The sequence below is a fragment of the Glutamicibacter sp. X7 genome (assembly GCF_054889245.1).
In genome coordinates, this window is sequence record NZ_CM142678.1 from 1,622,002 (window position 1) to 1,645,519 (window position 23,518).

At 61.3% G+C, this 23,518-nt stretch carries 17 protein-coding genes; 10 read left to right on the forward strand and 7 right to left on the reverse strand.

From position 1 onward, the window contains the following. Position 1 precedes the first annotated feature (1 nt). Positions 2-700 (forward strand): ribonuclease III, encoded by a 699-nt coding sequence (rnc, locus tag ACYU0X_RS07865; RefSeq protein WP_418909150.1) that lies wholly within the window; start codon positions 2-4, stop codon positions 698-700. A gap of 6 nt (positions 701-706) precedes the next feature. Next, positions 707-1,633 (forward strand): bifunctional DNA-formamidopyrimidine glycosylase/DNA-(apurinic or apyrimidinic site) lyase, encoded by a 927-nt coding sequence (gene mutM, locus ACYU0X_RS07870; RefSeq protein ID WP_461902672.1) that lies wholly within the window; start codon positions 707-709, stop codon positions 1,631-1,633. 282 nt (positions 1,634-1,915) lie between these two features. On the opposite strand, the gene ACYU0X_RS07875 is transcribed toward mutM, so the two are convergent. After that, complete coding sequence (locus ACYU0X_RS07875; RefSeq protein WP_461902673.1) at positions 1,916-2,509, reverse strand: TetR/AcrR family transcriptional regulator; 594 nt, start codon at positions 2,507-2,509, stop codon at positions 1,916-1,918. Positions 2,510-2,626: 117 nt separating this feature from the next. Between ACYU0X_RS07875 and ACYU0X_RS07880 the strand changes: the two genes are divergently transcribed. Then, entirely contained in the window at positions 2,627-3,652 is a 1,026-nt protein-coding gene (locus ACYU0X_RS07880; protein WP_461902674.1) for an aldo/keto reductase, read from the forward strand. A 954-nt stretch (positions 3,653-4,606) separates the two neighbouring features. On the opposite strand, the gene ACYU0X_RS07885 is transcribed toward ACYU0X_RS07880, so the two are convergent. Next, positions 4,607-5,038 carry a hypothetical protein gene (locus ACYU0X_RS07885; RefSeq protein WP_461902675.1) on the reverse strand — a complete coding sequence of 144 codons (432 nt, stop codon included), beginning with the start codon at positions 5,036-5,038 and terminating at the stop codon, positions 4,607-4,609. Between the two features lie 258 nt (positions 5,039-5,296). Between ACYU0X_RS07885 and ACYU0X_RS07890 the strand changes: the two genes are divergently transcribed. Beyond that, on the forward strand, positions 5,297-6,058 hold the full coding sequence (locus ACYU0X_RS07890; RefSeq protein WP_461902676.1) for a class I SAM-dependent methyltransferase: 762 nt from the start codon (positions 5,297-5,299) through the stop codon (positions 6,056-6,058). A 12-nt stretch (positions 6,059-6,070) separates the two neighbouring features. Here the strand turns inward: ACYU0X_RS07890 and ACYU0X_RS07895 are convergent, their stop codons facing one another. Continuing rightward, entirely contained in the window at positions 6,071-6,889 is an 819-nt protein-coding gene (locus tag ACYU0X_RS07895) for a serine hydrolase domain-containing protein (RefSeq protein ID WP_461902677.1), read from the reverse strand. 157 nt (positions 6,890-7,046) lie between these two features. On the opposite strand from ACYU0X_RS07895, the gene smc reads away from it, so the two are divergent. After that, the gene (smc, locus tag ACYU0X_RS07900) at positions 7,047-10,616 is read left to right on the forward strand and encodes a chromosome segregation protein SMC (protein ID WP_461902678.1); all 3,570 of its coding nucleotides are present in this window, start codon (positions 7,047-7,049) and stop codon (positions 10,614-10,616) included. Positions 10,617-10,625: 9 nt separating this feature from the next. Here the strand turns inward: smc and ACYU0X_RS07905 are convergent, their stop codons facing one another. The 3 genes from ACYU0X_RS07905 to ACYU0X_RS07915 all read right to left on the reverse strand — a co-directional run bounded on the left by ACYU0X_RS07905 (position 10,626) and on the right by ACYU0X_RS07915 (position 15,153). Beyond that, positions 10,626-11,558, reverse strand: coding sequence for a GT-D fold domain-containing glycosyltransferase (locus tag ACYU0X_RS07905; protein ID WP_461902679.1), 933 nt, complete (start codon positions 11,556-11,558; stop codon positions 10,626-10,628). 200 nt (positions 11,559-11,758) lie between these two features. Next, complete coding sequence (locus tag ACYU0X_RS07910) at positions 11,759-13,825, reverse strand: cell wall-binding repeat-containing protein (RefSeq protein WP_461902680.1); 2,067 nt, start codon at positions 13,823-13,825, stop codon at positions 11,759-11,761. A gap of 92 nt (positions 13,826-13,917) precedes the next feature. Further along, the gene (locus ACYU0X_RS07915) at positions 13,918-15,153 is read right to left on the reverse strand and encodes an MFS transporter (RefSeq protein WP_461902790.1); all 1,236 of its coding nucleotides are present in this window, start codon (positions 15,151-15,153) and stop codon (positions 13,918-13,920) included. An 83-nt stretch (positions 15,154-15,236) separates the two neighbouring features. Here ACYU0X_RS07915 and ftsY point away from each other — a divergent pair, with 83 nt between their 5' ends. From ftsY to ACYU0X_RS07940, 5 genes are all read left to right on the forward strand, one after another. Beyond that, positions 15,237-16,427: a signal recognition particle-docking protein FtsY gene (ftsY, locus tag ACYU0X_RS07920; RefSeq protein ID WP_461902791.1), complete on the forward strand. Its 1,191-nt coding sequence runs from the start codon at positions 15,237-15,239 to the stop codon at positions 16,425-16,427. 252 nt (positions 16,428-16,679) lie between these two features. Beyond that, positions 16,680-18,806, forward strand: coding sequence for an acyltransferase family protein (locus tag ACYU0X_RS07925; RefSeq protein ID WP_461902681.1), 2,127 nt, complete (start codon positions 16,680-16,682; stop codon positions 18,804-18,806). 182 nt (positions 18,807-18,988) lie between these two features. Further along, positions 18,989-20,206, forward strand: a complete 1,218-nt coding sequence (locus ACYU0X_RS07930) for an ammonium transporter (protein WP_461902682.1) — start codon at positions 18,989-18,991, stop codon at positions 20,204-20,206. A gap of 255 nt (positions 20,207-20,461) precedes the next feature. After that, entirely contained in the window at positions 20,462-22,006 is a 1,545-nt protein-coding gene (locus tag ACYU0X_RS07935; protein ID WP_461902683.1) for an SH3 domain-containing protein, read from the forward strand. A gap of 37 nt (positions 22,007-22,043) precedes the next feature. Further along, a complete protein-coding gene (locus ACYU0X_RS07940) occupies positions 22,044-22,685 on the forward strand; it encodes a hypothetical protein (RefSeq protein ID WP_461902684.1) in 642 nt (213 codons plus the stop codon). Here ACYU0X_RS07940 and ACYU0X_RS07945 read toward each other — a convergent pair. After that, positions 22,682-23,353, reverse strand: a complete 672-nt coding sequence (locus tag ACYU0X_RS07945; protein WP_461902685.1) for a DNA-3-methyladenine glycosylase — start codon at positions 23,351-23,353, stop codon at positions 22,682-22,684. The two genes, ACYU0X_RS07940 and ACYU0X_RS07945, sit on opposite strands and share 4 nt — an antisense overlap. Between the last annotated feature and the right edge of the window lie 165 nt (positions 23,354-23,518).

Genomic DNA, 23,518 nt, shown 5'->3' on the forward strand with positions numbered 1-23,518 from the left:
CATGTCTTCGAGTGAAGAACTTACGAAGCGTCTCGGGGTCAGCATTGACCCTGAGACGCTTCGTCTTGCTTTAACCCATCGGTCCTACGCCTTCGAAAATGGCGGCGTGCCCACCAATGAGCGCCTAGAGTTTCTCGGCGACTCCATTTTGGGTTTCTGTGTGGCCGAATACCTCTACCAGCGTTTCCCGGACCTGCCCGAGGGTGATCTGGCCAAACGCCGCGCCGCGATTGTTTCCATGCGTGCCTTGGCCCTTGTGGCTCGCGACCTTGGGGTCGGTGAGCACATCTACCTAGGCCGTGGAGAGCAACAGTCCAACGGTGCCGATAAGGCCTCGATCCTGGCCGACACCATGGAGGCGCTCATTGGCGCCGTCTACATGAACCACGGTATGGATCGGGCGCGTGACTTCGTGCTGTCCTTCATTGCGCCGCTACTGGACGACCATCGGCTCATCGGCGCTTGGACGGACTGGAAAACGGTCATCCAAGAAGAAGTAGCCGCCAAGAAGCTTGGCGAGATGTCCTACGTGGTCACCGGCGACGGACCAGACCATAACCGCACCTACACCGCGGTGCTTACCGTGGGGGAGCAGAACTACGGTTCTGGCCGCGGTGCCTCCAAGAAGGAAGCCGAGCAGGAAGCGGCCCGGGCAACCTGGCAGCTTCTACACCCCGGCGAAACCCACCCCGAGGCCTAACTCTGTATGCCCGAACTTCCCGAAGTTGAAGTGGTGCGCGCCGGTCTCGACAAGTGGGTCAAGGGCCGCACCCTCGAAACGGTGACAGTCCGCGACCCGCGGTCGGTGCGGCGCCATATCGATGGTGTGAGCGACTTTGAAGAGACCCTGCGCGGTTGCACCGTCTCCGGGGTGGTGCGCCGCGGCAAATTCCTCTGGCTTGAACTCTCCGGGCTTGAAGTCTCGGCGGCCCTCGTTGCTCACCTGGGAATGAGTGGGCAATTACTGGTGGAAGAGCGGACCGCGCCGGATGAAAAACACCTCAAGGTGCGTTTCGGTCTGGAGCAGCGCGCCGGGATGCCGGATGAATTGCGCTTCATCGACCAGCGCATCTTTGGCGGCATGTTCCTATCACCCCTGGTCCCAACCCTCGACGCACTTCCCGGCGGGCAGGGTAGTGAGCACCCGCTCATTCCGCAGGCAGCGTCCCATATCTCCCGGGATGTGCTCGATCCGCATCGCGACGACGAGCAGCTATATCGGGCGCTTCGTCGACGCACCACCCAACTCAAACGGGCGCTACTCGATCAAGAATTAATTGCCGGCGTGGGGAACATCTACGCCGACGAGGCCCTGTGGCAAGCCAAACTCTCCGGTCTAAGGAATACCGCCACCATCCGCCGCAACGAAGTGGCCAGGCTCAACGAGGCGCTGATCGACGTGATGCGGCGTGCCTTGGAGGCCGGGGGCACGAGCTTCGACTCGCTGTACGTAAACGTCAACGGGGCCAGCGGCTACTTCTCGCGATCGCTGAACGCCTACGGGCGCGAAGGCAAAGCCTGCCCACGTTGTGCCGCTAACGGCTTGGACTCGGTCATTCGCCGCGACCCATTTATGGGGCGTTCTTCTTACACCTGCCCGACCTGTCAGCCGCGTCCGCGCCGCGTACGGTAGATCTTCGGCGGTCGGCTGAAGCCTGCCGAGACGTACATGCGGGAAAAGCATGGCCGATTCTTGTTTGTCCGACGAGTCGTTCTGTTAACTTTCTCGCCTGTCCGCGAATATGGGTGGCGTGGTGCAGAGCTTCGATTCAGCCTTCCCACGGTATAGGGTACCGACCCTTTATATTCTGTAGCGAGCCTCGAGCGTAGGTTGTATTGCCGGTTGGCTGGAACTATATCGAGAACACATTTGGGGTGTTCGTATCCTTGATTCGCAGGGTCACTATCAGCTCATTCATTTGTGGGTGCCGGCTAGGAGAAGATGGGCGAGTTTGCGGGCGTCATAGTAGTCCTCATCACCGGCGAAGAGACAGAGGTTGCCGATGCCTCGCATCAGCTCATACCCGGTGACTTCAGCAGTGACCTCGCCATTCTCGCGCGCGACCGCAAGTAATCTGTCGCAAATCGGCACCAACCGGTCAATAAAGTATTCGTGCAAGCCACTGCTTGACTCGTCACTGGTGCGGACATTCGCCAGCCCGTGCTTGGTCGCGAGAAAGTCCACGAATGCGTCGACCCACTGCACCAACGCTGCAAACGGCTCCGTTTTGCCCTGCAAGAGCATTTGTCCAAGTTCTACGCAGGCATCGACCTGATGGCGATACACAGCGGCGACCAATTCGCCGCGTGAGGGGAAGTGGCGGTAAATCGTTCCCATACCCACTCCGGCCTCGGATGCGATCAGACGCACAGGAGCGTCAAGCCCCTCGGCGGCGAATACTCGCGCTGCAGCCTCGAGTAGGGTCCGCTCATTGCGGCGAGCATCTGCGCGCCGTGTGCGCGGAGTGCTGGCCGAATCGGAGCTGTCCGTCTGGTCGGTGTGGGGCATTAAATTTCTCCTTGATTAAACGGAGCGGCGTTCCGTATAGTTAATGGAACGGTGTTCCGTTTCAATTCTGCCAGACGGGCGCTGTCTCACACCACACACGAGCACAGGAGAACAGTTATGCAGTATCGCGCACTAGGACACACTGGTATCCAGGCGAGTAGCTTGGCTCTGGGCACCATGAACTTTGGAAAGATGGGCGGCACGACGCAAGCTGACGTCGATGTCCTTGTTGGCACGGCGCTTGACGCTGGCGTCAACGTGATCGACACCGCCGACGTCTACAGCGCCGGAGAGTCCGAAGAGTTGCTCGGCAAAGCCATCTCAGGCCGGCGCGAGGAAGTCGTGCTGGCGACCAAGGCGGGCCTGCCCATGGGGCAGGGGGTCAGGCAAAAGGGTGCGTCGCGCCGCTGGTTGACCACCGCGCTCGAGGACAGCCTGCGCCGGCTGGGGGCAGATCATATTGACCTCTTCCAGATCCACCGGTGGGATCCAGCAACCAGCGATGAGGAAACCCTCGAAGCACTCACAGACTTCCAGCGGGCCGGGAAGATCCGCCACTTTGGCACGTCGACCTACCCGGCCTACCGTATCGTTCAAGCTCAATGGGCTGCCGCCCGGATCGGCTCGGGACGGTTCGTCACCGAACAGCCCAGCTATTCCATCCTGCAACGCGGTATTGAGCGTGACGTGTTACCTGCAGCACGGGACTATGGGCTGGGCGTGCTCGCGTGGAGCCCGCTAGCCTCGGGATGGCTATCTGGAGCCGTACGCCGGGACCGCGCGGTTACCACGAACAGGTCCGCGTTCATGCCGCAACGCTTCGACCTGGACGTGCCTGCCAACCAAGCGAGAATGGACGCTGTTGAGAAGCTCGTTGCCCTCGCCGAGGAGTTCGGGCTGTCGCTCATTCAGCTTGCGCTGGGCTTTGTCACCGCCCATCCGGGAGTGACCAGCGCCTTGATTGGACCGCGTACGCCCGAGCATCTTGCTTCGCAGCTCGCTGCCGCCGACACGGTGCTGAACGCAGAAGTGCTTGATGCGATTGACCAGATCGTCACCCCGGGCACTGACTTGGCGGCACACGAGAAGAACGATGCGCCTCCGGCGGTGCTCGAGGCCGCGCTACGTCGCCGCTACGCGTAGGCATTACGATCAAATATGATGCGGGTACCAGCGCGGGTGGTTTCTCGATCGGGAAAGTCGAAGTAATCCTAGGTAGGGTAAACGCCAAAAGTTGAATGCACGTCGGGGCATTCTCCGCGCTTCCGATTGGTCGTCCATGCGTCGATAAGTCGGCAATCGTTCTCGCGCGCAGTTTCGCTCCCGGACCACAACGAGTCTGCTGGTAAATGGAACTGCGCGACATTCCTGAGTGCCGCTGGACTTCGAGTTGTTTCTATTGCCGTAGACGTGTCTGAACGCAGCTGGACTTTACTGCGGGAGGGGCATCGAGCGGGTGCATGATCACACCCGAGGCATGACAGATATTCCGGTGGAGTCGGCCAAAAGAAAGGCACCTCTCGTGTCCCGAAGATTCTGGACGGATCTGGATTCGCACAACCTCGTCATGGGCTGGTTACAGGTTCCAGTGAGCTTGAGAGGTAAACTTCCGGGTCGAGCGGTGTCTGAGATTCCTGAAGACCCCGCCGTGCAGGTGCGATCCGTACCTTAGGGTAATCATCAATGTTGAGGCCATCCCTGCGGAACGAGCCCTCGGGTGTGATGACTGACCTGCAGGCACCTCGGGCCTCTCCGTTTTGCCGGAAATCGAGACCTTGCACTCAATCTAAGTGGTCAAGTGATTGGTGAACCTTAGCGGGCTACCTGACTGGGGAAGCTTCCAGAAATTCCATACCGACCGTGTGCCATCTGGGTGGCCAGCACTTATCGAGTGTATGTGATCCCTACTTGTCGCCTTCCGAATCGCCAAGGGTGGAACATGCCGTACTGCCAGTGGCTACAAGTGTGTCGCGCTCATAGGTATAAGCAGTCTTTACGCGCTTTGATTCGCTGGTTGTGTACTTGACGACCATTTTGTTTGTGGTGCCGCGCTCGGCCCCGTCGGGAAGCCGGAGTTCGGTTTGAACCAAGCCTTGCTCACCTGCTTTGATCACGGTGTTGGGGGGACAGTGATGCACCCGATTCGGGTGTCAGTGTGCCGCCAAACACGCCGGGGTCAGACGAGCCATCTGGTTGCATCGCGCCGATACCCCACGCGACTACCTCTAGGTTGCTGGCTCGGTCGGGGAGTACCTCAATGATCTGGGCATCGCGAGTACCTACGTTGATCAGGGTCTTCTGCGCGATGATGATTGTTCCGCTGGCCCCGACGGGTGCGCACAGTTGATCGCCTGGCGGTGTGCCGGGTGCCGAGAGTTTGGCCCCGAATACGCCAGCTTGATCGGCCAGTACGGCGGCGGTAATACCTAGGGCGCAGACGAGGATGGCAGCCCGGAGGCACAGTTCACGCGAAGTGCGCCCAGGTGTTCGAGCGGGCACGGGTTCAGCTTCTTGTGTGGAATGATCCATGTCCGCTGGCTCCTAAACGAGATCTTTCGATGGGCGCAGGCGACGATCCGGCGCGGGTGAGTTTAATGTATGGGAGAATGATCGATAAATCAAGAGAAACGAAAATTTCCGTGCTACCGATAGGTGGGCGGAACGATCATTGTGGATATTGCGAGTTGGCAGAAACACGAGGGGCAGGTCGAAGGGGCCAACTGCACCCGCCAACGTGAGAGCTGACAGTCGCTCCTAGATCGTAACCGAGCAGTGAAAGGACAATGAATGACCGGCAGCAACTTCGAGAACCTGATCGCCATCGGAGAGTCTGCAGATGTGTCGGGGTGGGACTTTTCCTGGCTTGAAGGACGAGCGACCGAGGAACGGCCGGCGTGGGGGTATGCCACATTGCTGGCCGACCGGCTCGCCGACGCCACCGCGTCACTCGATATCCAAACCGGAGGTGGAGAAGTCCTGGCTGAGGCACCGGTGTTTCCGCGCACCGCGGTGGCGACCGAATCGTGGCCACCGAATGTGGCTCGTGCAACGAGCTTGCTCCACCCGCGCGGGGTGGCGGTGATAGCCGATCCGGATGAGCCGCCCTTACCTTTTGGTGATCAGGCCTTCGATCTTGTCACAAGCCGGCATCCGGCCACGGTGTGGTGGCAAGAAATTCACCGGGTCCTGCGCCCCGGAGGAACCTATCTGGCCCAGCATGTAGGTCCGGCCAGTGTCTTTGAGCTCATCGAATTTTTCCTCGGGCCGCAACCCGAAGCACGTCGACAACGAGATCCCGAAACTGAATCGGCTCAGGCGCATGAGGCGGGGTTAGAGATCGTGGATTTGCGAACCGCTCGTTTGCGCATCGAAATTCATGACATAGCTGCGGTGATCTACCTACTACGCAAGGTGATCTGGTGGGTGCCTGACTTCTCGGTAACGCGGTATCGCCAGCGCCTGTGGGAGCTGCACCAACTCATCGAAAAACAAGGACCGTTCATTGCACATTCCACACGACACTTAATCGAGGCTCGGCGCAACCACTGACCGGAACTTTCCTTAGCGTCCGCGGTAGGTAGCTAGAACCCGATCGTTAAATGGCGCCCACGCCTCGACAGCCCAGGGCCCGAAATTCAAATCGGTCAGGGTTGCGCAGGCTAAACGGTCGACCGGATCGACCCAGAGGAAGGTTCCGGACTGCCCAAAGTGCCCGAAGGTCTGCGGCGGGTGTGTGCTCCCGGTCCAGTGCGGCGATTTATTCGAACGCAATTCGAAGCCCAGACCCCAGTCATTGGGGCACTGGCGGCCATAACCGGGAAGGATCCCATCGAGTCCGGGAAATTGGACGCTCGTTGCCGCCGAGAGCGTCTCACCGGCCACCAAGCGTGGATTCAAAAGTTCGGCCGCGAAGCGAGCGAGGTCGGCGCCGGTGGAGATGCCGTCTTTCGCGGGGCTGCCGTCGATGCGCGTGTCGTTCATGCCAAGCGGTGCAAAGACTGCCTCCTGGGCGTACTGGCCGATGTTGATCCCTGTTTCGGCCTGCAGGTGTTCTCCGAGCACCTCGAAGCCGGTGTTGGAGTAGCCGCGCTTGGCACCTACCGGGAAACGGATGGCCGTGCCGTCGAAGTCATAGCCGGCGGTATGGGCCAATAAATGTCGCACGGTCGCACCTTCGGGACCCGCCGGATCGTCGAGGGAGATGGCCTCTTCCTCCAACGCGACGAGGAAGGCATAAGCCGCCAGCGGTTTGGTCACCGAGGCTAGGGCAAAGCTCTTGGTTGTATCGCCATGTGCATCAATGATCTCACCGGCGCCATTGACGACTACCGAGACGGCGTGGGTTGAAGGCCACGTATCAATTTCTGCAAGCACACTCATCGCTACTCTTCTTTCCCAACAAACTGGAGGCAAAACACAGTGCCCCGACCGGCGGATCGAAGGAGCCTTCGATAGACTGATGCACGGGAGCGGGCACTGCCTGTCCTACTGTATCGACCATTTATGCCCGACACACAAAGCTTAGGAACGTCCGACCGTGCATCTGAAGACACTCACCGTCCGCGGGTTTAAGTCTTTTGCCTCGGCAACGACCTTTGAATTTGAGCCCGGAGTCACCGCCGTGGTCGGCCCCAATGGCTCGGGTAAGTCGAATGTGGTGGACGCGCTGGCGTGGGTTATGGGCGAGCAGGGTGCCAAAACGCTACGCGGCGGCAAGATGGAAGATGTCATCTTCGCCGGAACTTCGGGGCGAGCGCCGCTGGGCCGTGCCCATGTATCGCTGACCATCGACAATACCGATGGCCAACTGCCCATTGACTACGCCGAGGTCACCATCTCCCGCACACTCTTTAGAGCAGGTGGGTCCGAGTACGCCATTAACGGCACCTCCTGCCGCCTGCTGGACATCCAGGAGCTCCTGTCCGATTCCGGGCTGGGCCGAGAAATGCACGTCATTGTCGGCCAAGGCCAACTCGACCGGATTTTGCACGCCACCGCCGAGGACCGCCGTGGTTTCATTGAAGAAGCAGCCGGGGTGCTCAAGCACCGGCGGCGCAAGGAAAAAACCCTCCGCAAGCTCCAAGCGATGCAGGGCAACCTCGACCGGCTCGAAGACCTGAATGCCGAAGTGCGCCGTCAACTAGCGCCCTTGGGCCGGCAAGCGAAAATCGCGCGCCGAGCCCAAAATATCCAGATCGACCTGCGCGATGCACGGGCTCGACTGCTGGCCGATGATCTGGTGACACTGAATAACAAGCTTGCCAAGGATATCGATGATGAATCGAAAATTCAGGCGCGCCAGCAAGAACTCGAAGGCCGACTCGAGCACTCGAAGAAGCGCATGACGGAACTGACCGGCCAGCTCGAGGAACTGACTCCGCGGCTCGCCGCGGTTGATGACAGCTGGATGAAACTGAGCACGATCGCCGAACGGTATCGCTCCCTGGCTGCCTTGGCTGCGGAGCGTGGGCGCCTGCTGGCCGAAGCGCAGACTCATTTCGATGCCAGCCGTGATCCAGACCGGCTTGAGGCTCAAGCCGACCGGTTGGCCGAAGAATTGGCGGAGCTTGAAGAAGCGGTCGAAGACCGCCATGAGATTTTGGCTGAGGCCATCGAGGCTAAGGAGAACGCCGAAGAGGCCGCTCGTGCCGAACAGCAACGCATGGCCGCGTTGCTACGTGCCGCCGCCGATCGACGCGAGGGTATGGCGCGGCTTGCCGCCCAAGTAGCCTCGGCTCGCAGCCGAGTGGATGTGAGCACCGCCGAAATTGCGCGGCTACGCGACACGCTGTCCACTTTTGATGCAGACCTAGCTGCCGATGCGCATTCACTCGGTGAGGTACAGTCCGAACTCGAGGAGCGCCTAGAAGCCGAACCGAAGCTCAACGCGACCTACGAGCAGGTGGACGAGCGCTATCGTGAGCTGGCCGAGACACAACGCCAAGCCGTGACGCGTGAGCGCGAACTGTCCATGCGGCTATCCGGACTCCGCGCCCGCTGCGAGGCGTTGCGTCTGACCACCACGCGCCAAGACAGTTCGGCCGAACTACTCGAAGAACACCCCGACCTGCTCCATGGCCGACTCGGGGAACTCATTACGGTTAGCTCAGGCTACGAACAAGTGATCGCAGCGATGCTGCGCGGGGCCGAAGAATCACTCGTGGCCCTAGGCGCCACCGAGGCTTGGCACATTATTGACAGCTCCGCGGCGGAAGCCGAACGGCATATTCACCTGCTACACGGTAGCGCCAACGGTCACAAGGCTTCCGCAGAGAATATCGATGCCATTGCGGCGACCACCGTGGTGAACTGCGATGACAGCATCGCCGGATTGCTGCACGCACTGCTGGGCCGTGTCTACATCGTTGAAGATACGGACCGTGCGCGTGAGCTATCGCTCGCGTACCCGCAGCTGACTTTCGCAACCCTCGACGGGCACAGCGTGAACAGCGTGGCCAGCGTCAGCGGTCAGGGCAGCGACGCTTCGCTGATTGCCCAGCAGGCACTGCTTGAGGCCACCGAGGGCGAGCTGGCCGAGGTGCAGGACGAACTGGCGGCGGTTGAAGCCGGTATTGCACAGCGTGCGCCGGAGCTGGCCGAGCTGGAATCTCAGCGTGAACAGGCGTCCGGTGCCCTGCGTGAGTCGGATGCCGGCATCGAAGAGCTCGCCAACTACCTCGCCACTCTGGGCCAGAAGCTACGCGGGGCCACCGCCAGCAAGCGCGAGCTCGAGGCGAAGCTTGCCGCTGCGCTCGAACAGGTCGAGATCGAACGGGAGTCGCTGGAAGAGATTACCGAGCGCATGGAAATTGCCTCGGAAGACCACGATGACGATTCGGTGGATGAGGCGACCCGCGCCGCGTTGGCCGACGCCGCAGCCTCGGCACGTCAGCAGGAGCTCGAAGCCCGGCTGGCATTACGCAGTAGCGAGGAGCGGGTCAGCAACCTGCGCGGGCGAGTCGACGGTTTGCGCCGTACCGCCCAGGCCGAACGACAGCACCGCGACAGTGCCCAGCGCCAGGCCAATGAACGCAAGGCCAAGGCCGAGGCCGCGCGCCGCATCGAGGAGCAGGCGCGCAGGATCCTGGAATTTGTCGAAGCCTCACTGGGGATTGCCGGTAACGAGCGCGAGGAACTCAGCGCTCGTAAACGCACTGTGGAAGAAATGCTCCGCTCCGAACGTGGCGAGAGCGAGAAACTGGCCACGGACCTAGCCGCGCTGCAAGATGCGGTGCATCGCGATGAAATGGCCCGCGCCGAACTTCGGGTCCGTATTGAGAATCTTGAGACCAAATCCCTGGAGGAGCTGGGGTATACCCCCGACTATCTGATCGAGAACTTTGGTCCCGACCGGCTGATTCCGGCCTCGGTGGACCCGGAAGATAAGTGGGCCGAACTGCGCCAAGATGTGGACGAAGACGGAAACCCCATCGGCACCATTCCCTTCGACCGCAGCGAGCAGGAAAAACGCTTGAAGAAGGCCGAACGCGATCTGGCCGCGCTGGGCAAGGTCAACCCGCTGGCCCTCGAAGAGTTCGCGGCTCTTGAGGACCGCCACAAATACCTCTCCGGACAGCTGGATGACCTGCGAAAGTCACGGGCCGACTTGGAGCAGATCATCAAGGACGTGGATGCTCACGTGGAAATGGTGTTCACACAGGCCTACGAGGACACCGCAGTACAGTTCAAACGGATCTTCGACCGGCTCTTTCCCGGCGGCGAGGGCCAACTGGTGCTCACCGACCCCGAACATATGCTCACCACCGGTATCGAGGTGGAGGCGCGTCCGGCGGGCAAGAAGATCAAACGGCTCTCCCTGCTCTCCGGTGGAGAACGTTCACTGACCGCAGTGGCCTTGCTCGTGGCGATCTTCAAGGCCCGACCCTCGCCCTTCTATGTGATGGACGAGGTCGAGGCCGCGCTCGACGATATTAACCTAGGGCGCCTGATCACCATCTTCGAGGAACTACGCGAGTCCTCGCAGCTGATCGTGATCACCCACCAGAAAAAGACCATGGAGGTAGCCGACGCGCTCTATGGTGTCACCATGCAAGGTGACGGTGTTTCGACAGTTATCAGCCAGAAGATGGAGCGCGTCGACGCGTAGTTACGCGACCTAGGAGCTCGTTCCTCCGGCACGGCGCACCACCGGCACGCTTTCGGGACGACCGGCGCCCTCAAAAACGTTGAGATACGAATTGGGTAGGTGCCCGATGTCTAGGGCTCGCTTACCAGAAGCAGCGAGCCTATGGGCTAAAACGCTACCGGCGGGTCCCAGCGCAATGAGGACCAAATCCGAGTCGGCCTTCAAGGACAGCTGATGGAGCCGCTCAAGGTCGGAGTATGCGTTCGTGGCCTGCGAATAAATGAACTCGCTGCCGGCGAGATTGTCGAAGAGCGCCGGCACCAACTCAAAGCGTGAACCCTCGCCGGTGACGATGGAAACCTTCTTACCGTCCCAGATGCTACGCCAGAGATCGACGGCCTGCTGTCCCAGGAGGCTGAAGGTCTGGGGCCGGGTGATATGCGCATTGACGAACCGTTGGTCCTCGGTCAGCAGCTGACGCAACTCATCCCACAACTCCTGGTAGACCCCGCTCCAATGCGCGTCGCGGAACAACTGCGGGAAACCGACTAGCAGATTTTCGTCGGTGGAGGTAAAGGTGCGGCGCAGATCATCGCGCAGCGCCTCCGAATTCGTTTGGAATCGCAGATTGAAATCCGGGCGTAGCATCATCCTGAATTCGCCGTCGCCGAATCGAGCCAACGAGGCCTGCGACTGGGCGAGCCGCGTGAGCGACTCAAGTTGCGAACTGACCTGGGCCCGATGGAACGCGCCGACATCGTTCATCACCTCGCGGGTGGTGGCGAACCGGATGGTTTCAATTTCACGCCGGTAGTTGCGAAGTTCCGAATGGATTTGCTTGAGCACCTTGTCCAGATTTGCATGCTTCTCATCGAAGGAACGCACGGTCACCTCGATCGGTGTGGAGTTGGTGACCTTGACGTTGAAGACCTTGTTGAGCAGCCTGCTGATACCGTTTGGCACTTTTCCTCCATCGTTGCGCCGAAACCTAGTTCTCGTAATCTATCGCACTATGCCTTAGATATTTTCTTGCCACTCGAAGCCGGTGCTGTGAAGAGTATTACCCGGCGCCGGTCACTGGCGATGACGTACTGAATCCTTGTCCTTAAAGCGAATGCGGGGCGTCATCAACGAATTGATGACGCCCCGCATTCTGGGCTGGATTAGGAACAGGTATTGAGTCGACCGTCGGAGCGATAAGCTACCGTCTCATCGAGCACAAGCGGGCCACCGAGCATAACGTTGGTCCATCCCTGCATGGAGGTCAGCGCCTTGGCCGTGGCCGGCGGCAGGCAATTCTTCTTCGTCAGCAACATGGGTGCACCGTTATAGGCGGCGGCCACCGCGCCGGTCAGCCCGTCGGGGAATCGTGCGCCGGTGGCAATGAACTGGCGCTGGGCTCCCTTGGGCCAGAAGGTCGTGGCGATCAGGGCCGAGGTGTCATAGAGCGTACGTCCGCCATAGCGCACGACCTTGGCCCCGGGCACGGCAGCACGGATCTGCTGCTCGGCCGCCTGCGAAATAGCCAGCGGACCACCGGCCAAGTACACGGTGGAGGGGTTCAACCGCTTCAGCTGCTGCGCGGTGGTGGCAGGCAACGACTTCTGCTTGGTCAGCACCATTGGGGACTTCTGCTTCGCCGCAACGGCCGCCAGCGACATGGCGTCCTCGAAACGTTCGCCGGTCGCTACGAACACGGACTTCGATGACGACCACCGAGCGGCGATCTTTGAACTCGTGTCGTAGAGGGTATTGCCCCAGAAACGGGTGACAGAGCCATAGTTTTTCAGCGTGCTAATCGTCGAATCCGCGATGGTGAGCGGGCCGCCAAGGACGATGATCTGCTTCGGATTCAGCCGCTTCAGTTCGGTGGCTAGGCCCGCGGGAACCGAATGCTTCTTGGTGAGCAACAGTGGTGCCTGGTGCGAGGTGGCCAGCGGGGAGCCAACGAGCGCGTCCTCGAAGCGTTCCCCGGAGGCGATCACCACGGTCTTCGCCCCGGAGGGGAACATCCGCCGGGAAATTTCCACTGGAGTGTCATACAGGGTCTTGCCGTAGAGCCGGACCGGTTCCAAGCGGGTCGGCCACACATCGGCGTTCCCCAGATAGTCGGTGACCATCCGGTACGGTGTCGAGCGAGTGTTTCGCGCGAAGTCCTTCAGCGAGGTTAGATCGCCATTCCAGACATTGGCATCGACGTAGCGGTTCGATCCGATCAGATCTGAATTTGAGGTGTACTGCCACATGTTGAAGGACTTCCATCCCTCGGGCAGTTCGCGCGGATTCTTAGGTACTGCGGCGGTGGGGTAGAGCGAGACATGCAGTGGCCACGAGGCGAAGGCCGTGGAATCACCGGTGCACTGATCCCACCACGACTGGGCGGTGTAAATCATCGGCAACCGTCCGGTGGCCGACTTAATGGTGGAACCGAAGTCCTTGATCCAGGCGACCAGCTCGGCAGGGGTCATGCCATAGCAAACATCGCCGCGCCCCTGCGGGTAGCTGGTGGCTGAGTACGGGTTCCACTCGATATCCAGGAGCGGTGGGAGGGTTTTGCCATCGGCGCTCCAACCACCGCCATTGGCGAGGAATTCCTTGGCCTGCGCGGCGCCGGAGGAATGGGCGGGCAGCGCGAAGTGGTAGGCACCGCGCAAGAGGCCCGCTGCGGCTGCCCCGGTGTAGTTCTGCGTGAAGTTAGGGTCTTTGTAGAGCCCATCGGGCCACGACTGGGTGGCCTTGGCGTAGCTGAAGCGCACGCCCTTGTTCTTCGCATAGGACCAGTCCACCTGCCCCTGATGGCGGGAGACGTCAATGCCTAGCACACCGGGCGGCCGCCACGTACGCAACTCGTCGAAGGAGGCCGCGTTCCCCGGAGCACTCAGCGGCGACTGCTGAGTCGCCTGAGCCACCTGCTGTCCCAAGACCTCCAACTCGGCGACGGTCGGCACCGTCGGGTCGCCATTCTCGGCGATGCGCCGAGCGCCTTGGCCAAGTTGTGCGTCGAGGTGCTCCAGACCCAGCTCGCTGGCCGCGTCCCGTGCCAAATCAACGCGCTTGTTGGCGGGTAAACCGTTCAGGTCTCCGAAGCGCTCGAGCAGGTTTTGCGAATGTTCGGGGTCCGGTGTTTCCGTGCCGGTGGCCTGAGCCGGCGCTGCCAGCGGGGCGCACAAGAGTGTCGCGGAAAGCAGTACCGCCACGGCCCGAGACATGCGGGGTGGGGGAAAGGGCATGGGTGATCTCCTCGGCGAGGTGCGAATGACTTATCTGGCCAGTCTAATCTCAGGATCTTCCCAGACAAGGCCGAAGGCCTGCCCTCAGCGCGTCACGCCTTCTGCGCGGGCACCGGACGCGCGGGGACTAATAGCCAAGCCACCACGCCAATAAGGCAGACCGCGCCGGAGGCGCTGAGTGCCACCTGGTAGCTGAGCGCATCGGCCATGGCTCCGGCGATCAGCGGGCCGATAATCGCCCCGAGGTCGGTGAACATCTGGAATCCGGCCAACGCCTTGCCGCCGTTGCGTCCGGCACCAATCACGTCGGCGACCGCGGCCTGCTGGGCCGGGCCGAGGATGCCGCCACCGAAGCCCGCCAAGATCGACAGTGCGATGAACCACGGGAGCGAGGTGAAGTAGCCCATGGCCACGATGCCGGCCAGCAGGATCAGCATGCCCACGATCACCGGGGTGCGACGGCCGATCCTGTCGGTCAACCGACCCGAGAAGAGCAGCGCCGCACCGTTACCCAGCGCGAACACCGACAAGGAGATGCCGGCGACCTTCGGGCCCAGATCTTCGCCGAAGACCGCCAGTGCGAACAGCGGCACCATGGAGGTGCGGATTCCGAAGGCCAGCCAGCCGTAACTGAAACCGGAGGCCAACGCGGCACGGTAGGTGCCCGAGGAGAGAGCCTCACGGGTCGTAATCACCTCGACGGCCACCGGCTCCGTCGTCGTTCCTTCGGCCTCAGGTAGCGGTTCACGGCGGCGGGCCAGCATGACATAGACCACGGCCGCGGCCATGATCAGCGCGATGCCGTAAATCAAGAAGGGCAGCCGCATGCCAAAGGGGGCCAGCAACGTCCCGAGCACCGGGCCGGTGACATTGCCTAGCAGGAAGGCCCCGGCGTAGTACCCGGAAATGCGCCCGCGAGCGTTGTCGGGGGCCAGCCGGGCGATCAGCGCCATGGCCGAAATGGTAAACATGGTCGATCCGAAGCCGCCGAGACCACGCGCGATGAGCAACTGGGTGTAGTCCTGTACGGCGGCACACAGCAAGGTGGACAGCGCCACCAGGCTCACTCCGGAGACATAGACCTTGGGTTCACCCAAGCGCGCCGTGAGCGTACCGGCCACCGGGGCGAAGATCAGGCGGGTGAAGGCAAAGATGCTCACGATGACGCTGGCGGCCGCCGCCCCCACATCAAAACTGACCGCATACTGCGGCAGGATCGGGGCAATCAGACCGAAGCCCAAGGCGATGATGAATGCGGCGACGATCAACACCTGAATTTCGCGGGGGATCGGTTCACGGGTGCGCTGTCTTTCGGCGGCGGATGTCATCACGAGATGCGTGGCTTCCTATCTTGTTTGTTGCGCGGCTCAACTGCCACGGTAAGTCTAGTCTGTGAGACCATTTACCAGTGATGACCGAACAGTTATTAATTCCCATTATCATTGTTGCGGTCTTGGCGCTGCTCGGCATTGGTATCTTTGCCTTCGTTGCCAAGGGCCGTAAGCCAAAGACTCCGTACACCACCGAACGCGACGCCGATGACCAGCCCAGTGCACCGGTTGCGGTGGCCGAACCGGAAGACGAGGTCGATGCGGATCTAGCGCCGACGCTGCGTGAACCGGCCCCGGTTCCGGCCGAAACGGTCGAGGAACCGGCCAGCGTGCTGGAAACCCCGGAGCCGGTCGATGGCCGTTTGGCGCGCCTGCGCGCCCGCCTGACCAAGTCCACCAACGTCTTCTCCAAGGGCCTGCTGGCACTGCTGAGCCAGGACAAGATCGACGAGGACGTCTGGGACGAAATCGAAGAGACCCTGTTGCTGGCGGATCTGGGCACCGAACCGACCATGGAACTGGTCGACGCGCTGCGTGAGCGCGTCAAGATCGAAGGTAGCCGCGACCCGCAACGCGTTAAGGCCATGCTGCGCGAGGAACTGCTCAAGCTGGTCGACCCGAGCATGGATCGTAACCACATCCCGGCCCCGCACCCGGACCGCCCGAGCATCATCATGGTCGTTGGCGTGAACGGCGTGGGCAAAACCACCACCATCGGCAAGATGGCCCGTGTGCTGGTGGCCGAGGACAAGGACGTGCTCCTGGGCGCGGCCGATACCTTCCGTGCCGCCGCCGCCGAACAGCTGGCCACCTGGGGTGACCGGGTGGGCGTACCGACCGTCAAGTCGGATATCGATGGGGCCGACCCGGCCTCCGTGGCTTTCGAGGCGGTTACCGCCGGTATTGACCAAGAGGTCGACATCGTCATGATCGACACCGCCGGGCGCCTGCAGAACAAGGTCGGCCTGATGGACGAGCTGGGCAAGATCAAGCGTGTGGTCGAGAAGAAGGCCTCCGTGGATGAGGTCCTGCTGGTGCTCGACGCCACGACCGGCCAGAACGGCCTGAGCCAGGCCAAGGTGTTCTCCGAGGTCGTTAACGTCACCGGCATCGTGCTGACCAAGTTGGACGGCACCGCCAAGGGCGGCATCGTGGTGGCCATTCAGCGTCAGCTCGGCGTTCCGGTCAAGCTGGTCGGTCTCGGCGAGGGCCCGGACGATCTGGCTCCCTTCGACCCCGAGGCATTCGTCGACGCACTGCTGGAAGGCTAACTTTTTCGCGCGCGACCAAGCCTGCTGCGACCCCATCCGATTTCTCGGATGGGGTCGTTGTTCGTTAACCCTTCGATGGCCCTCCAACCGCCCCTAGTTCGAAGTCTCTATTCGAATATGAGGTAACTTTTCAGTTACATTTCAGATTCGTTCGGTACAAATGTACTTCGGGTAGCGTCGGGTCGGCGCCTTCCCATGCCCGCGACCGGATCGGTATTCCGGTCACAGCGACAGCGAAGGACCAACACGTAGGTGAGTTTGATCCAGCAGAAGCAGCGTCAGCCGATGACTGCCAGTACCATCCGAGGTTTCCGTGCCGATATCCAAGGGCTGCGTGCGATCGCAGTAGCCGCGGTGGTGCTTTACCATTTTTGGCCACACCGGCTCCCGGGTGGATTTATCGGTGTCGACGTCTTCTTCGTCATCTCCGGCTTCCTCATCACCGCCCACCTCATCAAGGCCCCGCCCCAAGGCCTTAAACAGGTCATCTCCTTCTGGATGCGCCGCGTCAAACGCCTGCTACCGGCGTCATTTTTGGTCATTCTGCTCAGCGTCTTGGGTATCTGGTTACTGGCCCCGGAAACCGTGTGGCAGGACTGGGGGATCCAGGCTCTAGCGGCTACCTTCTACATGCAAAACTGGTACCTTGCCACGAGCAAGGTCGACTATATGGCCGAAGCCGATGCGCCGAGTCCCTTCCAGCATTTCTGGTCACTGGCGGTGGAGGAGCAGTTCTACTTCGTCTGGCCGGTGCTCATCGGAGTCGTGGCCTTTGTTGCCCTGAAGCGCCGCATCCCGCTGCGCACCGCCGTGCTCGGTGCGGTGGGCGTCATCTTCCTCGGCTCGCTGGTCTTCAGCGTGCTGCAAACCAACGAAGACGCCGGGATTGCCTACTTCTCCACCTTCACCCGCGCGTGGGAGTTCGCCGTCGGTGCCCTCGTGGCAGCACTTGGCACGCGGGCGGTGGCCCCGAAGGCCGATGCACTGAGCGCCGTGGCCAGCTGGGTGGGCCTCGCGGCAATTTTTGGCAGCGCGCTGCTGTTCACCGGCGAACTTCCCTTCCCCGGTTACATTGCCCTGTTGCCCGTACTGGGTACCGCACTGGTGATCCTGAGCCACGGAACCCACCCATATTCACCGGCAAGGTTTCTGGCGTGGGGGCCAATGCGTGTGCTGGGCGATCATTCCTATGCGCTCTACCTCTGGCACTGGCCGCTGCTGGTCCTGGCCCCCTACCTCTTCGCGGACTTTAAAGCCGTCCAGAAGATCGGTCTGCTCCTATTGGCCTTCGTGCTTTCGGTGCTGACCCAGCGTTTGGTGGAAACCCGTTTTCGGAAGTACCTGGATTCTCCGGCATGGCTCTCGGCTCCACGCTTCCTCGCCGTGGGATCGCTGTGTCTCGCACTGACCGCCGGCGGATTCAACGCCGTGGCACAACACAACATCAGCTCGGTGCAAGATGTGCGGGCCTCGGTCACCGAGGTCAAAAAGGATCTCGGGGTTCGCTGCTTTGCCGCCAATGGGCTCAGTAGCGAAGACTGCCTGGAAGCCACCGAGGGACTGGATGAACTGGCTCCCGCGCCGGTGGTAGCTAAGAACGACAAACCGGACGCCTACGCCGATGATTGCTTCGCCAGCCAAACCACCGACTTTTCCGAGCGACCAGTATGTAACTACGGCAAGGGGAAAACGAAGGTCGCGCTGGTCGGCAACTCCCATGCCGGACATTGGTTGCCGGCGGTGCAAATTATGGCCGACCGCAATGACTGGAGCGTGGACACCTATGTGGCCAGCCGCTGCGCGGTAATGGATGAGGAGCAGGACTTCGAGTCGGAGGCGAAGACCGAAGGTTGTGCCGAGTACGAAGACTGGGTGACCAAACAGTTCCGTGAGAAGGGCTACGACCTGATCATCACCTCAAACCGCCAATCACTGCCAGTGGAAGGGCATTCGCTGGATGGCAGCGAGAAGCCGGCCGAAGAAGCCTATAAGCAGACGCTGAAGGACTGGAAGGCCACTGGCGCGAAAATCATGGTCATCCGCGACACCCCGTGGCCCGGCAAAACCATGAAGAACGTGCCCGACTGCGTTGCCGCCGCCGATGAAAAGGCGGTCAAGAAATGCAGCGCGGACCGTGACACTTGGGAACCGATGGATCCGCAGTATCAGGCGGTCGCGGCGCTGAAAGACCCCGATATTGGCCGGGTGAACCTCAACGACGCGTTCTGCACGGATGAAACCTGTTACAGCGTCATCGGTGGCGTGATCGCCTACTTTGACCACTCGCATTTGAGCGAAACGTTCTCCGCCAGCCTTTCGGGGAAACTCGAGAAACGGATGCGTGAAGAGCTACCGGATGCATCTCTCTGGGTGCGTTAGTGGCCGTGAGCAAGGCGAAACAAGGGTGTAACACTAGCTGGTGAGAAGTCACCAGAACGAAACACTTGCGCAGTTAAGGTGAAACATCGGCCCGCAATGATGGAATCACGGTTTACGGCAACGAGGACGTGAACTGTGAGACAACTTTTCATCACTGTGATCCCAAGAGGGGATAACCTGCCATGGACCTTTCAACCGCTGATTTATGGACGCTGCTGGCCGCGGCGCTCGTGCTTCTGATGACACCGGCACTCGGACTGTTCTACGGTGGCATGACTCGTTCGACAGGCGTCATCAACATGATGCTGATGAGCTTCTCAGCCGCTGCACTAAGCGCAGTGGTCTGGGTCCTCTGGGGCTACTCGTTGGTGGCCGGACAACCGGCCATTGCCGGATTCATCGGCAACCCCCTCAGTGAATTCGCGCTGGAGAACACCGACCCGGCCGACCTGCTGGCCGCCGGATTCGCTGGAACCTTCGCCATGATCGCGGTGGCTATTATCTCCGGCGCCATCGCCGACCGTACCCGCTTCAACGCCTGGCTGATCTTCGTGCCAGTGTGGGTTTCGCTGGTTTACGCACCGGTGGCCTTCTGGGTCTGGGGCGGCGGGCTGCTCAGCGCAGACGGTGCCATCGGTAGCATCTTCGGTGAAGCCATCGACTACGCCGGTGGTGCCGTGGTCCACACCAACGCCGGTATCGCCGCACTGGTTCTTGCTCTGAAGCTCGGTCAGCGTCACAACTTCCATGATCGTCCGCAGCCGCACAACACTCCGTTGGTGATGCTCGGTGCCGCACTGCTCTGGTTCGGTTGGTTCGGATTCAACGCAGGTGCTGCCACCACCGTTGAAGAAGCTGGCCTGATCTGGGTCAACACCTTGGCCGCCCCGGCCACCGCAGTTCTTGGTTGGGTTGTCATCGAACGAGTTCGCGGTTCGCGCCCCACCTCGACCGGCGTCGCCTCCGGTCTGGTCGCCGGTCTGGTCGCCATCACCCCGGCCTGTGCCAACGTTTCTCCGGGCATGGCCCTGGTACTGGGTTTCGTGGCCGGTGCCGCCTCGGGCTGGGCCGTGAACCTGAAGTGGAAGCTGGGCTACGATGACTCGCTGGACGTGGTCGGTGTGCACGTGGTTGCCGGTGTCATCGGTACCGTGGCCCTGGGCTTCATCGCACTGCCGAACGACGAAAGCGCCGGTGGCTTGTTCTACGGCGGCGGCTTCCAGTTGCTGGTCTCGCAGCTGGTGATGTGTGCAGTGGTCATCATCTTCTCGGCGGCAGCCACCTGGGTGATCGCCACCGTCATCAACAAGATCGTCCCATGGCGCATCAGCGCCGAACAGGAACAGGCTGGCATCGACAGCCACGAACACGACGAAGAAGGCTACCAGCTGCAGCGCTAACCGCCAGCTGACAGACAGATCACATAACGCACCACAAGCGGCCGAGCCGACAGGGAACAGATCCTTGTCGGCTCGGCCGCTGTTTTGTGTTGCTGGAACAAAAGATAAATTCTCGGTTGCGTCTTGGTCTCAACAATTCCAAGGTCTTGAATTAAAGGTGGGCGCGTGCCATGGTGGAGTTTCATCACTCACTACCGGCGCGTAGCTATCATCGGCGTCTATCAAGGAAGACGTGGCGCGCCCGAAAGAGGGACTATGACGTACCGTCACCCGAAATCCATACTGATGTTGCTCGCCTTCGTGGCCTCGCTGAGCTTGGTGGTGTCGCCGGCTGGAGCTAGTACGGTGGCTACACCGTCGACTGTCATAGAGGAATCCGAGGCCAACGCCGCATTCGTCGGATCGGCCACGACGACCGCAAACCTGCACCTGCGCTCGCAACCCACGAGCAGCTCGACCTCGCTCGGGGTCATGGCCTACGGCAGTAAAATCTGGCTCACCGGCAGTGTGAGCGGAGACTGGGCCAAGGCCGTCTGGGGCTCAAAAAATGGCTGGGTCCACACCAACTACATCAGGTACGGCACAGCGAGCACCAGCCAATACCGCTACGCGCAATACACCGGCGCCACCTACGATCGCGCCGATAGAGCCACCGGCCAGCGCGTGGGAACAATCCGCAAATACACCAAGGTCGAATACCGGGCCTGGGATGCTGTGAACAAGCGCGACAACATCAAACTCAACGGACGCTGGGTCTGGACCTCGGCCACCAACCGCTACCCACCGAAGATCGAGTACCGCTACGCGCAATACACCGCCACCGTCTATGACCGGGCCGACCCCGGCAGCGACAAGGCCGTTGGCACGCTCCACGTGGGGACCAAGGTGAAGTTCGCGACGTGGAATGCGACGCACCGGCGGGATGAGGTCTGGCATAACGGGCGCTGGGTGTGGGCCTCGAACACCGACCGCAGCGCACCGCGCGCCGAATACCGATACGCCCAACGCAACGGAGCCACCTACGACCGGGCCGATAAGAACACCGCACAACGGGTGGGTAGCATCGCCTGCGGCACCAGAGTGCGCTACTCACGGTGGAGTTCGGCCAACCGCGGAGACGAGGTCTGGCACAACGGGCGCTGGGTGTGGACAGACGTCACCAACCGTCCGCAACCGGACTGTGTGCCACCGACCACCTCGGTCGACCCCTATGGCCGCTTCACCGAACATCGTGTGCCGTTGCGTAAAACCCCGAAAGCCTACCCTTATGACTCCGCGATTCTTTGGATGAACCCCGGCATGAAGGTGACGGTCACCGGTACGGCGCCGGGTGGATGGGTCCGGGTGAAATACGGCAAATACACCGGCTATGTGATCGCAGCCAACGACTTGGTGCGTGCTGCGCCTTATTCGGTGGCCGTCTACGGAACCTTGCGCACCGGACAGTCGGCGTACAACGTCATGGATGGTTGGCAGCAAAAGATCATGGATCAACGTATCGCCAATACGTCGCTCTATCAGCTGTGGAACCCGAACTGGACCTTTTTGACCGATGGGCCCAAGAGCGTGGTGGCCGAGCAGTTCCAGTACTCACCCTCGCGAGGACCCGGCATGCTGCAGAAGCTCGATGTCTATGAAGGCCAGCTCAAATACGATGGCCGTCCCATGTATACCCGCCAGCGGGTGACGATGACCGATGGTTCACAATCGTGGACCTATAAGACCACCGACTTCTCGGAGCGTGTGGTCAAGGAGTCCGGTCGCTATATCGACTCCGGTGACTTCCTCAAACGCTCGTAGCCAGCGGCTACGAGACCTGAAGGGATTGACGATTCTGATGAAAACGATCCACAAAATTACCCTCGCTGCCGCAGCACTGCTCGCGGTTAGCTCCAGCAGTGTGCTCCTGGGGGATCAGGCCGATAAGGCAGTGGCCGAATCACCGGGGGAGCAGGCCCTGCGCAGCACCGCCGACGTGGCGGCCAAGGATCCACAAACCGGGGCTCAGGTGCACACCGACACAAAGGCGAATGTGCTCAAGGCCTTGGGGGAGCCGGGCAAACTCACCGTTGATGGGCAAACGGAGCCCTCCTTCGAGATCACCGTCCACAGCGTCAAGGCTCTCGAGAGTTGCGAACTGCGCGGCTATGGCACGACCATTACGCCGGAGAACGGTACCTTTCTTTTGCTGGATGTCAGCGCCCGGCTCGACGCCTCGGCCGCCAAGACGGTGAAGGAAGAGATCGCGCTCATGCCACTGGACGCCTCGGTCTTCGCGACCGCCTCGGGCCCCGATGCCGCCTTGAACAACCAGCTCGACACCGTCGCCAGCTATTCCTGTGCACTGGAGAATCCGCTGGACATTGCCGTTGGAGCCGGCAAAGAGGTGCGCGGACAACTGATGCTCGACTCTCCGTATGCCACCGGTCAAGTGATCTATGACCCGGATCAAACCGGCGGTTGGACCTGGAGTTTCTAGCGCTGCAGGAAGGACCACGGCACCACGTCACGCTCCGGCTGGAATTTCCAAGCCGGAGCGTCGCGGCCGCGACGAAAAGCGGACACACTGGGCTCGCCGGGAAGCCAGAACCGCCACGGGAACTGCGGCCCACCGGCTTCCAGCGCGACACCCACGCGCGGCCCGCGGGCGAAATGGGTGGGAGCGCTAGCTGGCGGTTCCCACTCAAAGGGGTCCTCGCCAAGATCTCGCCCGTTGTGCTCCGCGCGCGTGATTCCTAGGGCTTGGCCGAGATTGCCAGGCCCACGGGCCAACTGATGGTCGCTAATCCCGCTGGTGCGTCGCGCCCGGGCTAACTCCACACCCTCAATGACTTCTCCGGCGCGAAGCAGGACCGCCGAGGCGATGCCCGGCGGGGAGCAGACAAGATTCAGGGCGTAATGGATCCCATAGGACAAATACACGTAGGCGCACCCCGGTTCTCCGAACATTGCGGCATTACGTTCGGTACGCCGGTTCCGCGAATGCGACCCGGCATCATAGGGCCCGGACGTGCCCACTCCGTGATAGGCCTCAACCTCCGTGAGCCGTATCCCCACCACACCCTCGACGCTGTTCACGCGCAGCACCCCGCCCAGTAGCTTCGGTGCGACCTCTAATGCGTCGGCTTCGAATAAGGATCGATCCATCTTCCCAGTATCACCCGGATTCGTTCTCTGCCTAGGGCGCGGGGCCCGGCGCGAGTGCCGCGACCTACTACGCAGCCGTCAAGGCGCCCTACTCGGTGAAGCTCCGGTGGATGGATCAATAGTTCGCAACTAGAGCGGCTGTGGTGGTTTTATGTGAGAATCATG